Consider the following 14,479-nt stretch of genomic DNA (forward strand, 5'->3'; position numbering starts at 1 on the left):
AAGCAATTTCCTATGGAGGTATGATAATGGAGCTCTTAGCGCCGGCGGGGAACTGGGAAGCTTTCCTAGCCGCTATGGCAAACGGTGCGGATGCAGTTTATCTGGGAGGCCAGTCTTTCAGTGCCCGTCACTATGCTGAAAACTTCAATAAAGAGCGTATTGATGATGCGCTAAACTACGCTCACTTGAGAAATAAAAAAGTATATGTAACGGTAAACACCCTGATAGCTGACCACGAGTTTGCCTCGGCCCTGGATTATATTCGGGATTTATATAAGATGGGTGTTGATGCAGTTATTGTCCAGGATATAGGCTTGACCCATGCATTGCGCAAGCTTATCCCTGACCTGCGTCTTCATGCCAGTACCCAGATGACCGTGCATAACTCTGCCGGGGCTATTTTGCTGCGGGAAGAAGGAGTAAAAAGGGTAGTATTGGCCCGGGAAATGTCCCGGGATGAACTGGCTAAGATCTGCTGCGAAGTAAAGGATATAGAATTTGAGGTTTTCGTACATGGAGCACTATGCTACTCCTATTCCGGACAATGTCTTTTTAGCAGCTTGGTAGGAGGGAGAAGCGGAAACCGGGGGCGTTGTGCTCAACCCTGCCGACTGGCCTACCAACTATTTTCCCGAACTGAGGATACCCCGGTGGCTAGTGAAGGGCGGCACCTCTTAAGCCCGGCGGATCTTTGCCTTATCGAACAATTAGGTGATTTGCAGAGAATAGGTATCCATTCATTGAAAATCGAGGGACGGATGAAAAGGGCCGAATATGTGGCGGTAGTTACCAGAGCCTATCGCGAAGTACTGGATTCTATGGCTGTTAACCCGGGAAGTACAGTGTCGCCTGAACTCAGGAAGCGCTTGGAAAGGATTTTCAATCGCAACTTTACTGCTGGCTACTTTCTAATGGACCGAGCTGGATATCTTAGCCCAAAAAGACCCAACAACCGTGGGATATATATAGGAAGGGTAGTGGAACAGAGCCAGGATTTTACTACCCGGATTAAATTGACTGAAGAGCTCAGGGTAGGGGATGGTTTGGAGATTTGGGTGAAAAAGGGCCAGGGGCCAGCTTTTACGGTAAAAGATATTTTACTGCAGGGTAAAAGGGTTTCCCAGGCAGAGTCTGGGGATATCGTCAATCTTAAAATAGAGGGCCGGGCCGGGGCAGGTGATCGGGTCTTTAAGACTTATGACAGTGAGCTTATGGAGAATGCTCAAGCCAGTATTGAGGCTGCTTCCCGGAGCAAGCTGCCCCTCGATATTTTGGTCTCTTTGCAGGAAGGCGAGCCCCTGAGCCTGCTTATTAGTGATGGGGAGGGGAGACAGGTCAAGGTAAAAAGCACCGGCCTTCTTCAAAAAGCGGAAAAACATCCGCTTACCTTCGAAGTGTTGCAAGAAAAGATGGAGCGCCTGGGCAATACCCCCTTTTACCTGCGTCATCTATCCCTCAGTGGGGAGGAAAATCTTATGATTCCTTTCAGTGAGCTTAATGAAACCCGGCGCCGGGGATGTGACGCCATCTTGCAATTATTAAGGGGAGGGCCACTGCTATCTGAGGATGATGAGCTGGCCTATCGTCATATAAAAGATAAATATCTATATATTCCGGGTAGTCCATCCCGCCAGGGGGATTCCCATACTCAGGCCCAGGGGAAAAGCCTTCCTCTTTTAAGCGTGACTGTCAGTGGTATCGCGGAGGCGTACAGCGCCCTGGAGGCGGGAGCGGATAAAGTGTACCTGCAGTTGGCGGCTCTGGGGAAAGGCGTTGTCCCCAGAAAAGGTGATTTAAAGCGACTGCTGCAAGCGGCGACCACCGCCAATAGAGAAGTAGTCCCGGCACTATCACGAATACATCATTCCAGCGATAAGCCTCAGCCTGACTTCTTGGCGGAAGAAGGGGTCGGAGCGATTATGGTTGGGAATTTGGGGGATCTGAGAGCTTTCTTGGGCCGGGATATAGGCATCTATACGGATTATAGTCTTAATGTTTTCAATTCTTATTCTCTTCGTTTTCTACTGGACTTGGGAGTAAAAGGAGTTTGTCTATCCCCGGAACTGAGCTGGAAGCAGTTGCAAAGCTTCGGCAATATTGATAAAGTTGAAATGCTGGTTCACGGTGAATTGCTTCTAATGATATCCCGGCATTGTATCCTGGGTAGTGTTATGGGCAGAAAAGATGCCGTTTGCTCCGGCTACTGCAGGCAGGATAGTTTTTTCCTGCGGGATGAGAAGGGTTTTGAATTTCCGGTTCTTAGCGATAGAGATTGTCGGTTTTATCTGTTTAATTCCCGTACTCTCTGTATGATTGAAGACCTGGAAAAGTTCCTATTACTGGGTCCGGGAAGCTTGAGGATTGAAGCTTATCGCTATAATGAAAGACAAGTATCCAGGATAGTCGGCATCTACCGGAAGGCCCTACAAGAGATAAAGTTCGGACAGCGGCCGGAGCTGGCTGAATACAAAAAGCAGCTGATGGATAGTTCTTTTTCTCCCTTTACCAGGGGGCATTATTATCGTGGAGTACTATAAATATGATAGTTGATGAAAAAACTCTAATAAAACTGGAATATAACAAAATAAGAGAGAAACTGCAAAGGCTCAGTTCTTTTGCGGGTGGGCAGAGAAAAGCTGAAGAAATGAGACCTTCCAGTGATATTGCTGTGATTATAAGGCGGCTGGATGAGACGGGTGAAGCCATGGAAGCCATGCGTTTTTCCGAACCTGCTTTTCTATACGGACTTAAGCTGGTGGATTCACAGCTGGCCAAGGTCAAGGTGGGGGGGATTCTCTCTCCGGCAGGATTACGGGAGATATACCATATCCTAAATTCCTCCCGCCAGGTTCAAAAACTATTTGCCGCTGGAAAATATCCTCGTTTATTTTATTTGTCGTCGAAGATAGCGGAAGTAAAGGGTTTGGAGAATGAGATAAATAATGCTGTAAGTGAAGAGGCTGAACTTAAAGATGATGCCTCGCCGGAATTGAAAAGCCTGCGGGGACAGATAAATACTCTGCGCTTGCGTATCCGTAATTACCTGCAGGAATTCATTCGCTCACCCGATACCCAGAAATGGCTACAGGACAGTCTGGTTACGGAAAGGGAAGGGCGCTATGTGGTGCCGATCCGGCAGGAGTTCCGGCATGAGGTGCGAGGTATTATTCACGATGAATCTGCCAGTGGAGCCACCGTTTTTATTGAACCGGCAGCAGTAGTAGAGAACAATAATCGTATCCGGGCTCTGCAAAGAGAAGAAAAAAGAGAAGTAGAAAGAATATTACGAAAGCTTAGTGAGGCAGTAGGGCAATATCGGGTAGAAATAGCCGGAAATCAGGAAATACTCAGTGAATTTGATTTTATCTATGCCCGTGCCCGCCTGGCTTATCAAGGTGATTACTATCGCCCGGAGATTAACGCGAGAGGTATCCTGGAGATTAGCCGGGGACGGCATCCCCTGTTGGGTCAGGATGCGGTTCCCCTGGATATTCGCCTGGGAAGTGATTTTGATGTACTGGTAATTACCGGTCCCAATACCGGGGGGAAAACGGTGGCCTTAAAAACGGTGGGGCTTTTGACCCTCATGGCCTTGAGCGGGCTCTTCATTCCAGCCCGGGAAAACAGCCGGATTTCCGTTTTTAAGAAGCTTTTTGTGGACATTGGAGATGAACAGAGCATTGAGCAATCCTTAAGCACCTTTTCCTCGCATATGACCAATATTATTGCCATATTAGAAAAAGCCGATAAGGAATCGCTGGTTTTGATGGATGAAGTGGGGGCAGGTACTGACCCGGCCGAGGGAGCCGCTTTGGCCCGGGTAATATTGGAAGAGTTGATGCGTAAATGCTCCCGCGTAATCCTGACCACCCACCAGAGCGAATTAAAATATTTTGCCTATCAAAGAGAACGGGTAAAAAATGCTTCGGTGGAGTTTAACCCGGTAAGCTTGCAGCCCACCTATAAGTTGAGTATAGGAATGCCCGGACAAAGTAATGCCCTGGAAATCGCCTCCCGCCTGGGTTTGAAGACTGAGTTAGTGCAGCAGGCCCGGCAGTTGCTGCCTCGCCGGGAAATGGAAATAGGGAATATGATTCGCCACTTGAAAGAAAGCCAGAGCCAGGTGGAAAAATCCCAGCAAGAAGTGGAAAAACTGCTGGCAGAACTACGGGAGAATAAACAGAGCCTGGAGCAGGATAGGGAAAGCTTTGAACAGGAAAAGACGGAAGTAATGGAAAAATCCCGTTTGGAGGCAGAGCGCTACCTCCGGGAAATAAAAAGGGAAGCCAATACGGCCATTGAGGAATTTAAAGAACTGATGAAGGAAAAAGAAAAACCGCCCAAATGGCACGAAGTGGAGCAAGCCCGGCAAAAGATCCGGCAAATTAAAGTGGACTTCCCGGGTGAAATAGAAAAAGACTACGGGGTTAATCCGCCTAAAATCAAAGCGGGGGATTATGTTACTATTAGGAATATTAAGCAAAAGGGTTATGTAGTAGAAGGTCCCAACAACCAGGGTGAGGTGGTAGTTCAGGTAGGCATACTAAAGCTTAATGTAAATCAGGAACAGTTAAGTCCCAGCCAGGAAAAAGAAGAAATAATAAGCCATCGCCGCCATCAGGGTTTTCTGGAAAAGGCCCGGACAATTTCCAAGGAGATTGATGTGCGGGGTCAATTGGCCGAAGATGCCCTGTATATAGTCGATAAATACCTGGAGGATGCCAATCTCTTAGGCCTGGATTCGGTGCGTATTATCCATGGTAAAGGCACTGGAGCCCTGAGAACCGCAGTTCGCCATTATCTGAAAGACCACCGCTATGTTAAAAGTTATCGCGATGGTCTCCGGGAAGAAGGCGGCCATGGGGTTACAGTTGTGGAGTTCAATTAAGCTTTGCTGCTATAGCCCGATCACATCATCGAATACTTCACGGGCTTTCTTTTTCTTTAACTGGTGATCTTCCAGCGAGCAATAGGGAAGACTATCCCCGTTCTCCACTATGACTTTTTCCAGATACTCCGGAGGGCAACCCCCTGATTGTAAAGGATTGGGCAGGTTGGCCCGGTATATTTTCCCATTATGCCGAGGGTCACGGCAGACATAAATTTCGTTGTTCAATAAAGCAGGCAGGGAAAAATCGCTGTGAATATCGCATTTTTCCGTAGGAGTTTCATCCTTGGTCAAGGAACGCATTTCGGGATTAGGGCAGTAGCGACCAGCCAGTTTTCCTGATTCCGGGCAAATGGAAACCATATTGTGCGCATCACAGATTTCTGTCGGAACCTTATTTTTAAGACAATAGTCGGAAAAGATTTGTTCCTGCGAGCAGAGTTCAGCGGGAAGCTTGCCCGATTTCGAGCACACCGACACTGATACTATTCCAGCAGGCATAGAACGCGGCTTGGGATTTTTAATTTCATGGGCCTTTTGCATCATGGAGCGGAACATACGGGCCGGGTAACTGCCGCCATATACCTTGTTCATAGTATGCTCCCGGTCATAGCCCATCCATATGGCAGCAGAATAGCCGGGAGTGACGCCGCAAAACCAGGAATCCTTATATTCTTCTGAGGTGCCGGTCTTACCCCCGGTCTGTACGCCAGGGACCCGGGCATTGGTGCCGGTACCAGAGCTGACTACGGTTTGCAGCATGCTGTTCATCAACCAGGCGGTTTCTTCGGACATGGCCCGGTGATAATCCGGTTTGAAGCGGTAGATTTCCACTCCATCGGCATCAAGAATACGGGTTACAAAATGGGGTTTGGCATATAAACCTCCGTTGCCAAAGGCACCATAAGCGGCGGCCATCTGTACAGGTGATGCTCCACGGGTCAGGCCGCCCAGAGAAAGGGGAGCCAGGCTCAAATCATTCGTACCCGGCGTATCCACCAGATCAAGCCCCAGGGATTTGCCAAAATCAAAAGACTTTCTTACCCCAACTTTTTCCAATAATTGTACCGCATAGGTATTGACTGACCACTGTACTGCAGTCCTCATGCTTATCAAACCACGATAGTTGGGGTCATAGTTCTTCGGGCTCCAAATAGTGTTTCCTACCTTAATGGAAATCGGTTCATCTATAAGGGTAAAGAAGGGCATATAGCCGTCTTCCAGTGCCGGAGCATATACCGTCAAGGGTTTAATCGAAGACCCTGGTTGCCGCAAGGCATTGGTGGCCCGATTAAATCCCCTTCGCTGTTCATAGGAACGACCACCCATGATAGCTTTTACTTCCCCGTTGCTATGATCGATTAGAGCCATGGCACATTGAATCTGCTCTCCGTTTTTCTGTTCCGAGGGGAAATTGGCCGGGTTCTTAAAGAACTCTTCGGCATGGCTTTCCAGCTGGGCATTCATGGTGGTATAGATTTTAAGCCCCGAACGATAAATGGCATTATTCGGATCTTCATAAATTTCGCGCGCTTCCAGGATATCCAGGGTTTCATCTATTACCGCGTCAATAAAATAGCCATACCTGCTTCCGGAATTAAATGATTTCTTAAAAACCAGGGGAGTTTCAAAAGCCTGCTGGGCAGTTTCTTGGTCAATATAATTGCAATCTACCATACATTTTAGAACCATTTGCTGCCTGGCTTTAGCCCGGTCATAATACTGGAACGGGTTATAGGAGTTGGGACTTTGCGGCAAACCTGCCAGCAATGAGGACTCGGCCAGGTCCAATTTGCTTACATCTTTGCCGAAATAGGTGTTGGCTGCTGCCTGTACCCCGTAGGCACCGGCGCCAAAGTAGATTTTATTAAGATACATGCTCAAGATTTCATCTTTGGAATAATGGGTTTCCAGTTTGAAAGCCAGCAGAACTTCCTTGATTTTCCTTTCCCATTGCTTGTCAAAGGTGAGAAAAGCGTTGCGGGCCAACTGCTGGGTTATAGTACTGGCCCCCTGTCCCGTCAAATCGCCTGATTGAAGATTAACCAGCAACGCTCGTACTATTCCCTTAAAGTTAACCCCGTGATGGCGGTAGAAATCCTGATCCTCAGTAGCGATAAAGGCATTGATCAAATCGGGAGGAACATTATTCAGGCTGGTTTCAGTTCGATTTTGTTCGGCATGCAATCCCGCCAGGACTTTTCCCTGGTCATCATATAAAAAAGTAGTGCTGGCACCGGAAAGCTGTTGCGGATCCCAGGCGGGAAGATTTTGCGCAGCATAAACTAAAACGCCTACCCCCACACCGGCAGCAACCAAAAAAATTAATAGCAGGGTACTCAACCAGCTATAACTGCGTCTTTTTGCTCGTTTGTTTTTTTTCTCTTTGCTTGTCATCAGTAGTTTAAACCCTCCTGTATTTGGCCGGGAATGCTTATGCTAAAAGTCTTGTCTTCTTCTTAAGACTTCTAATTAATATTTGACAAAGACAAGGATTTTCCTGCTTGTGACTTATGGTAAGCATTGCAGGAAATCCTATATATAAATACGCTTACAGAGTTCAAATTATTGCACATCAAGAAATTCAATGCTATATTTTATGAGCAAGGAGGTAGTATGGTGGACGAGAAAACAGTGCTGACAGAGGTAAATCGACAAATGGAACTAATCCGGCGGGGCGTGGCCGAAATCATACCGGAGGAAGAACTGGCCCAGAAGCTTTTCCGCTCCATCAAGGAAAAGCGCCCCTTAAGAGCCAAGCTGGGCCTCGATCCTACCGCTCCGGATATTCACCTGGGGCATACAGTAGTTCTTAACAAGCTTCGCCAATTCCAGGACCTGGGCCATGAAGTTCATCTTATTATTGGGGACTTTACCGGCCGTATTGGCGATCCTTCCGGTAAATCTGAAACCCGAAAACAATTAAGCGAAGAAGAAGTAATGGCTAATGCTGCGACTTACCAGGAACAGATCTTTAAAATCCTGGATCGTGAGAAGACCTTTATCCATTTTAACAGCAGCTGGTTGATGCAACTCAAGCTGGCCGATGTACTCAACCTGGCCGGGAAATATACAGTGGCGCGCATGCTGGAAAGGGATGACTTTTCCAAGCGTTATCGTGAAGGCTTACCCATAGGAATACATGAGTTTATGTACCCCTTGATGCAGGCTTATGATTCGGTGGAACTGCGGGCCGATGTGGAACTGGGGGGAACCGATCAAAAATTCAACCTCCTGGTGGGCCGCAACCTGCTCCGGGAATACGGCCAGGAACCCCAGGTGGCACTTACCATGCCAATATTGGAAGGAACTGATGGCGTACAAAAGATGAGTAAAAGCCTGGGTAATTACATAGGGGTCAATGAGGAAGCCTATGAAATGTTTGGCAAGACCATGTCTATTCCGGATGAATTAATAGCCCGCTATTTTGAGCTTTTAACCCGGGTGCCAATGAATGATATCCAGGGCCTGCAGGAAGATATGAACTCCGGCAAGCTTAACCCGCGGGACGCCAAAATAAGGCTGGCCAAAGAAATAATTAAAATCTATCACAATGAAGAAGAAGCTGAGAAAGCTGAGGAAAAATTCAGGCTGGTCTTTTCCCAAAGGGATATTCCGGAGGATATACCGGTAATAACCAGCAGCGAAAGAGAAGTTTGGCTGCCCAAGTTTCTCCACGATAATTCCATGGTCAATTCCACCAGCGATGGCCGCCGGATGATTAAACAGGGAGCAGTTAAAGTGAATGGGGAAAAATACCAGGAAGAAAACCTGCTGCTCCAGGATACCATGGTTCTGCAAGTAGGCAGGCGAAAATTTTGCCGCCTGCGCTTAAGCTAATAATAGCCGGGGACTCTGATAAGAAAGTAAAGGGTGAGGGGTTAATGGCCGTCGGTCATCAGGCTTCAGAAAGGGGAGGGGGTTATATCCTACTCTATCTTCTATTCATGCGCCATACTAATTCATTTTTCATCGGTGGTTGTGGCTTTCAGCCATGTGGGTTAATAAGAAAATAGGGTTAGGACACAGAAGGACGAAGTTGCCAAAACCCCGTCCCCGTTTCAGGTTGTGATTGCCCCACCAGCCAAAAGAACCGTCCCTGTGGCTGGCCCTGGCTGGCCTATTCATATTTATAGCAGGTAACCTTTCTCCAGACTTTTTAAGACCCGCAGCATTTCATCGAAATGACCCTCAAAGAATATGGCATGTCCCTTAACTTCAGGGTATTCCAGGGAAAGCAATCTAATGAAGGTGAAGCCGGCTTCCTCTAGCTGAGGTCGGTTAGTTTTGCGTATAGTATCAAGCTGAGCATCGCTTAGCTTTTTTACGGAACAGTAAATATCTTTGCCCTTGCTATTGGTCAATACGGTGGCAATCAGGGTCCGCAATATTTTCCCCTCATTTCAATAATAATAATAATAAGACCACCCCGGCAAGAGTGGTCTTAATTTTCTATGGTAGCCCCAAGGGGAGTCGAACCCCTGTCTCCGCCGTGAGAGGGCGGCATCCTAGGCCTCTAGACGATGGGGCCATAATATGGCAGCCGGACAAGGATTCGAACCCTGGCGAACTGATCCAGAGTCAGTCGTGCTACCACTACACCATCCGGCTGCAAAACGGCTTGTTTCAACCCGTGCGTAAATCATTATAATATAGAGTAAAAATATTGTCAAAAGCAAAAAAACATAAATTTATCACATTTGTTTACCTTCCACCAACTGGTGTACCATAACCTCGAAGCGCCTTTTGCTGTCAATGGCTTGGACTTTGGCCCTGTCGCCGTCAATTGACTCAATCCATACTGGGGAGCCTTTGAATCTCACCTCAATGGAATCACTGGAAGCCAGTATCTCCTTTACCCTTGCACTATTCATATAGAAAAACGCCCTTTCCCTAAAATATAATTCTGTGCTTAATATGCCACCGGGGCAATTTTTTAATCAATATGCTTTAAATTTAGCTTTTAGATTACGGTTTTAAATGGGTAAATATGAGTACTTGTGTGGCAAAAAATAAGGTAATTGAATTACACAACAATAGGATTTACATGAGTTGAGAGGAATTTTGCGGAAAGCAGCGAATATAGCCTGTATAGCTAAAGTATTTTGGAGGTTTGCATGGGCAAGATCGAAATAATTACCGGCCCCATGTTTGCGGGTAAAACAACCGAATTGATGCGAAGACTTGAACGCTATACCCTGGCAGGCAACAATGTTGTTCTATTCAAACCACATATTGACAGCCGAACCGAGACGGAGATAGCCACAACCTCGGTCAGGCAGCAATTCAGCATTCCAGTTTTGGTCCTGCATAAACCAATCGGCATTGAAGCTGCTGTGGTGGCAATCGATGAAGCCCAGTTTTTTGGAGAATGGATTTTAACCTATGTTCAATCACTCAAGGACCAGGGTAAAACCGTAATAATATCCGGTTTAGATATGGATGCTCATCGGCGTCCATTTGGATTTATGGGTCAGCTTATGGCCATAGCTGATTCAGTAAGCAAATTGACTGCTGTTTGCCGCTGTGGCGAAGATGCGGTATACACCTGGCTCAAAAACAGTCTCCCACAGCCCAAGGGAAATCTTATTTTAATCGGTGACAGTGAAAGATATGAGCCCAGATGCCGAAAATGCTACGCATCCAAGACATGAATAAATTGATATTAAAGCAAAAATGTAATTTGAGGACCATTAAAACTATACAATTAGAAATGATTAAATCCAAGATTAATTGAGTATCTGAAAGAAAACCTTTCATGATGTTTTGTGCCTCAAGAAAGGAATGGATACAAGTATGACCCACAAACTGATTGCTTGAGCATCATATTACTGGATGCGCAAGTATTTGAAAGTGATGAGGAAAAGCCAGGAATGCATCAATTTAAATCTGCTCACTTTGTAACCCACCTCCCCTTCAGGACCAAGCTAATATTTTGCTAAATGCATGATTCTTATTTATACTTATGGATAGTAAAATTGGGTTGTAAGAGTTTTTGGGTTGAGAGGAGATTGGTTATTGATTAAGGAACACAATAAACTGTCGCACTTATTTGTCATCATTGCCTGCCTTTTTGTAACTTCTTTGTTGTTATCCAATATCATAGCAGGGAAACTCATTACTTTTGGAAGCATGATTCTGCCTGGGGCAGTAATCCTATTTCCCCTGGCTTATATCTTTGGTGACATCCTTACCGAAGTTTATGGTTATGGCCGAGCCCGGATGGTTATATGGACTGGTTTTGCCTGCAACATTCTGATGGTAGGGGTTTTTTTCCTGGTTATGGCGATACCCTCCCCCGGCTTTTTTGAAGCGGAAGAGGCTTTTGCGACCGTTTTAGGCATGACACCGCGTATTGTTTTGGCTTCCCTTTTAGCTTATCTGCTGGGGGAATTCTCCAACGCTGCTATTCTGTCGCGGATGAAGATATTGACCAGAGGGAAGTGGCTGTGGACGCGCACCATTGGTTCTACCCTGATTGGTGAAGGGATTGATACCATAGTTTTTATTACCGTCTGTTTTCTGGGAGTGGTACCCAATGCAGTTCTCCTGCAGATGATGCTTTACCAGTACCTTTTTAAAGTAGCTTTTGAAATTCTGGCTACTCCTCTTACTTATGTGGTGGTGGGATGGCTGAAACGCCGGGAGGGTATTGATACCTACGACCATGAGGTTAGCTATAATCCTTTTCAGTTGGATATTTAAGCCTGAGAAAACTGTGAAAAGTCTTAAGAATTTTCAAGGAGTATCTTCATGCAGAGAATATTGCTAATAACAGCCTGTACAGGCAGTAAAACATATCGACCGGATGATGCTTTAAGAAAGGAAGACTTCCTGGATGCAGAAAGGTTTAAAGAAAAAAGTAAAAAGCTAAATCCTTACCTTCTCCCGGCTGGAAAAATGTATACCGGAGCTCAGCACCTTCGTTTAAACGAAGGTGTTTTAACATTGCGGAAAAAGTATGGGGATGAGACGATTGATGTCTATATTCTATCTGCCGGCTATGGACTGATTTCGGAGGATTATCCCGTATGGCCTTATGAGATAACATTTAACAAAATGAATAAAGGGAAATACTGCAGTGGGCACAATTCCTTAAAATCCACGAAGAAACGGAGAAGTTGTTGCCGCACTATGATCTAGTTTTCTTCCTCCTGGGTAAGAACTACCTGCAGGCATTACAATTGCCATTTGAAAAAGTTAACGATAAGCAGCGTTTAGTGTTTATTTGCAGCAATAGCAGCAAAAAGCTCATTCCAGAAAAACACCCTTATTATAGAATACCTATGGGTCACAATGATGCAAGGGAATTTCATTATGGATTGGTAGGATTGAAGGGACAATTATTCAAGCTGTTTGCCCATGAGGCAGTAAAAAGCAGGGGTTTATTGGAGGAGGTTTACGAAAATCCACAAAAGTTTGTTACTGGTTTGGAACATTATAAGCAAAAGTCTTACGCTTAATTAGGCAGGATAAATATGCCATATAGGCGAAATTAAAGTAAAATGCAGATTAAGTCACTGTGAAACCAACGGAAGGGGGAAATGCAGTGATTAAGGATGTACCAGTAGAGGCTATCCTAGATGCTATGTGGCAATTTGATGAAGAATACCGCAGCAATGCAGAATGGTTAAATTGGCAAGATAACAAGAATCACAAATATGCAATACAAAGAAATGATCAGCTCTATCCCGTAAAACAGATAATTTCTATGGCAACCGGGGATCCGGTGAGCTCATTCAGCGGCGGGGATGAGGCTAATAATTATCTGATAAAAAAGGGTTTTAAAATAATAACACTTGCTGATGAACGAGAAAGTGAAGCAGTTAGGGGATTAGCTGAAAACTTGGCCATTATTTTAAAAGACTATGTATCTGCTCGTTTAGGCCAGCCATTTAGTTCAAACCACCAAATATGGCAGGTATTTAAGGATATAGAAGAAAAAATTAATGATAATGGGAATATATCAAATAATGTTACGCCACGGTGGAGTGTAGGGCAGGGAAACTGGGCCAAAGTACCCTGGATAGCGTTTATGGATAAAAACAAAGCAGATTCGATTCAGAAGGGTATTTATGTTGCTTATTTATTTTGTCAGGATATGCAGGGATTATATTTATGTCTGATGCAAGGGGTAACCGAAATTATCCAAACAGTGGGGCGGAGACAAGGTTATCAGCAATTGCAACAGAAAGCAGAAGAAATACGCCCCTCCTTGAAGAAATTAGAGGCAAAAGGTTTTAAATTAGATAATAACATGAAATTATATGCTGATAGTAGCTTGGGAAGTGATTATCAAAAAGCAACTATTGCTTACAAATTCTATCCGGCTGAAACATTACCTAATGACATTGAACTTACTCGGGATTTGGTTACTATACTTAATGCTTATCTTCATGTCGAAGAGCCAAAATCCGGCTTGATTGTTATCGGTGAGGGGAATGATAGAGTGGAAAGACTGCTTATGAACATTGCTGCCCAGGGCTATACCTTCGAACCGTGGCAAATAGCTGCGTATGTTGCTGCGTTGCGTACGAAACCATTTGTAATTCTGGCGGGGGTTTCCGGTACGGGAAAATCAAAACTGCCGGCCTTAATCAGTAAGGCAACCGGTGGAAATTGCCATCTGATTCCGGTAAGACCTGATTGGACTGATAGTTCGGATGTGCTTGGCTATTGTGATTTGCAGGGGCAGTTTAAACCAGGTGCTTTGCTGTCAATAGTTCAGGAGGCCGCAAAAAATCCCGATAAACATTTTATCTGCATTTTGGATGAAATGAATCTGGCCCGCGTGGAACACTACTTTGCCGAGGTTTTAAGCCAGGTGGAAAACCGCCACCCTGATGGTACCGGGGGATTTATCAGCGGGCCACTTATCTCTCAGGATTTTAAAGAGGAAGATGCCCAATGGAGGCAGCAAGTATTGCCATCTAACCTGGCTATCGTAGGGACTGTTAATATGGATGAAAGTGCTTATGGATTCAGCCGTAAGGTACTGGATCGCGCTTTTACCCTGGAGTTTTCCGAGATACATTTAGAATCCTGGGGAAATGATAGTACTAAGACTCCTGATATTAATATTTGGCCGGTCGAACTCTGGTTTCCCCGGGCCATTAATCTGAACGGGCTACAGAAGATTACTGTAGAAGACAAGCAGAAGATAGAAGAAGTTATCGCGGTGCTCACCGAAGTTAACAGCGTATTGATTCAGGCCCAGTTACAAGTAGGCTACCGGGTAAGGGATGAAGTAGCCTTATTTGTATTACATGCAGAAGAAATTATAAGCTCATTCGTTAACCGGGATGGGATACAGGTTAATCCCCTGGATTTAGCCTTACAGATGAAAATATTACCCCGGATTATCGGGGGCAGCACCCCGGTTCGCAAGGTGGTGTTGCAGCTATTGGGTTGGGCAGTTAAAGGGGCAAATAATATTAGCGAAGAAAATGCGCGGATAATGGTTGATGATTGGGATAAAATGGGGCGACCTACCTTCCTGGCAGATGCCCGCTATCCCCGCACTGCGGCAAGACTATGCCTGATGTGGGAACGTTTAGTTACTGAAGGATTTACATCTTACTGGATGTGATG

11 protein-coding genes and 2 tRNA genes are annotated in these 14,479 nt (G+C 45.5%); 8 read left to right on the forward strand and 5 right to left on the reverse strand.

Features of this window, described 5'->3' with window-relative positions; translation table 11 throughout:
* Positions 1 to 26 precede the first annotated feature (26 nt).
* Complete coding sequence (locus SWOL_RS05640) at positions 27 to 2,537, forward strand: U32 family peptidase (RefSeq protein ID WP_011640521.1); 2,511 nt, start codon at positions 27 to 29, stop codon at positions 2,535 to 2,537.
* 2 nt (positions 2,538 to 2,539) lie between these two features.
* Positions 2,540 to 4,888 carry an endonuclease MutS2 gene (locus SWOL_RS05645; RefSeq protein ID WP_011640522.1) on the forward strand — a complete coding sequence of 783 codons (2,349 nt, stop codon included), beginning with the start codon at positions 2,540 to 2,542 and terminating at the stop codon, positions 4,886 to 4,888.
* Positions 4,889 to 4,897: 9 nt separating this feature from the next.
* Here the strand turns inward: SWOL_RS05645 and SWOL_RS05650 are convergent, their stop codons facing one another.
* Complete coding sequence (locus SWOL_RS05650; protein WP_011640523.1) at positions 4,898 to 7,285, reverse strand: transglycosylase domain-containing protein; 2,388 nt, start codon at positions 7,283 to 7,285, stop codon at positions 4,898 to 4,900.
* A gap of 219 nt (positions 7,286 to 7,504) precedes the next feature.
* On the opposite strand from SWOL_RS05650, the gene tyrS reads away from it, so the two are divergent.
* Positions 7,505 to 8,728 carry a tyrosine--tRNA ligase gene (gene tyrS / locus SWOL_RS05655; RefSeq protein ID WP_155814147.1) on the forward strand — a complete coding sequence of 408 codons (1,224 nt, stop codon included), beginning with the start codon at positions 7,505 to 7,507 and terminating at the stop codon, positions 8,726 to 8,728.
* Between the two features lie 290 nt (positions 8,729 to 9,018).
* Here the strand turns inward: tyrS and SWOL_RS05665 are convergent, their stop codons facing one another.
* The 4 genes from SWOL_RS05665 to SWOL_RS05680 form a co-directional block, all read right to left on the reverse strand.
* A complete protein-coding gene (locus SWOL_RS05665; protein ID WP_011640525.1) occupies positions 9,019 to 9,276 on the reverse strand; it encodes a hypothetical protein in 258 nt (85 codons plus the stop codon).
* A 67-nt stretch (positions 9,277 to 9,343) separates the two neighbouring features.
* Positions 9,344 to 9,419 (reverse strand) — tRNA-Glu (locus tag SWOL_RS05670).
* Between the two features lie 6 nt (positions 9,420 to 9,425).
* A tRNA-Gln gene (locus tag SWOL_RS05675) sits at positions 9,426 to 9,499 on the reverse strand.
* Between the two features lie 83 nt (positions 9,500 to 9,582).
* Positions 9,583 to 9,762 (reverse strand): H-type small acid-soluble spore protein, encoded by a 180-nt coding sequence (locus SWOL_RS05680; protein ID WP_041427423.1) that lies wholly within the window; start codon positions 9,760 to 9,762, stop codon positions 9,583 to 9,585.
* Positions 9,763 to 10,005: 243 nt separating this feature from the next.
* Between SWOL_RS05680 and SWOL_RS05685 the strand changes: the two genes are divergently transcribed.
* The 5 genes from SWOL_RS05685 to SWOL_RS13535 all read left to right on the forward strand — a co-directional run bounded on the left by SWOL_RS05685 (position 10,006) and on the right by SWOL_RS13535 (position 14,477).
* Complete coding sequence (locus SWOL_RS05685; protein ID WP_011640526.1) at positions 10,006 to 10,542, forward strand: thymidine kinase; 537 nt, start codon at positions 10,006 to 10,008, stop codon at positions 10,540 to 10,542.
* A 364-nt stretch (positions 10,543 to 10,906) separates the two neighbouring features.
* Complete coding sequence (locus SWOL_RS05690) at positions 10,907 to 11,593, forward strand: queuosine precursor transporter (protein WP_011640527.1); 687 nt, start codon at positions 10,907 to 10,909, stop codon at positions 11,591 to 11,593.
* Positions 11,594 to 11,641: 48 nt separating this feature from the next.
* Positions 11,642 to 12,031 (forward strand): YceI family protein, encoded by a 390-nt coding sequence (locus SWOL_RS05695; protein WP_011640528.1) that lies wholly within the window; start codon positions 11,642 to 11,644, stop codon positions 12,029 to 12,031.
* Positions 12,013 to 12,351, forward strand: coding sequence for a hypothetical protein (locus tag SWOL_RS05700; RefSeq protein WP_041427424.1), 339 nt, complete (start codon positions 12,013 to 12,015; stop codon positions 12,349 to 12,351). The genes SWOL_RS05695 and SWOL_RS05700 overlap by 19 nt, the downstream gene beginning before the upstream one ends.
* 86 nt (positions 12,352 to 12,437) lie before the next feature.
* Positions 12,438 to 14,477, forward strand: coding sequence for an MrcB family domain-containing protein (locus SWOL_RS13535; RefSeq protein WP_011640530.1), 2,040 nt, complete (start codon positions 12,438 to 12,440; stop codon positions 14,475 to 14,477).
* The last annotated feature ends 2 nt before the right edge of the window (positions 14,478 to 14,479 follow it).

Source organism: Syntrophomonas wolfei subsp. wolfei str. Goettingen G311, assembly GCF_000014725.1.
In the GTDB taxonomy this organism is placed as follows: Bacteria; Bacillota; Syntrophomonadia; order Syntrophomonadales; family Syntrophomonadaceae; genus Syntrophomonas; species Syntrophomonas wolfei.

Bases quoted from the DNA above. Each gene is read 5' to 3' on its own strand.
- SWOL_RS05640 (WP_011640521.1), top strand. From the start codon at position 27: ATGGAGCTCTTAGCGCCGGCGGGGAACTGGGAAGCTTTCCTAGCCGCT.
- SWOL_RS05645 (WP_011640522.1), top strand. From the start codon at position 2,540: ATGATAGTTGATGAAAAAACTCTAATAAAACTGGAATATAACAAAATA.
- SWOL_RS05650 (WP_011640523.1), bottom strand. From the start codon at position 7,285: ATGACAAGCAAAGAGAAAAAAAACAAACGAGCAAAAAGACGCAGTTAT.
- tyrS (WP_155814147.1), top strand. From the start codon at position 7,505: ATGGTGGACGAGAAAACAGTGCTGACAGAGGTAAATCGACAAATGGAA.
- SWOL_RS05680 (WP_041427423.1), bottom strand. From the start codon at position 9,762: ATGAATAGTGCAAGGGTAAAGGAGATACTGGCTTCCAGTGATTCCATT.
- SWOL_RS05685 (WP_011640526.1), top strand. From the start codon at position 10,006: ATGGGCAAGATCGAAATAATTACCGGCCCCATGTTTGCGGGTAAAACA.
- SWOL_RS05695 (WP_011640528.1), top strand. From the start codon at position 11,642: ATGCAGAGAATATTGCTAATAACAGCCTGTACAGGCAGTAAAACATAT.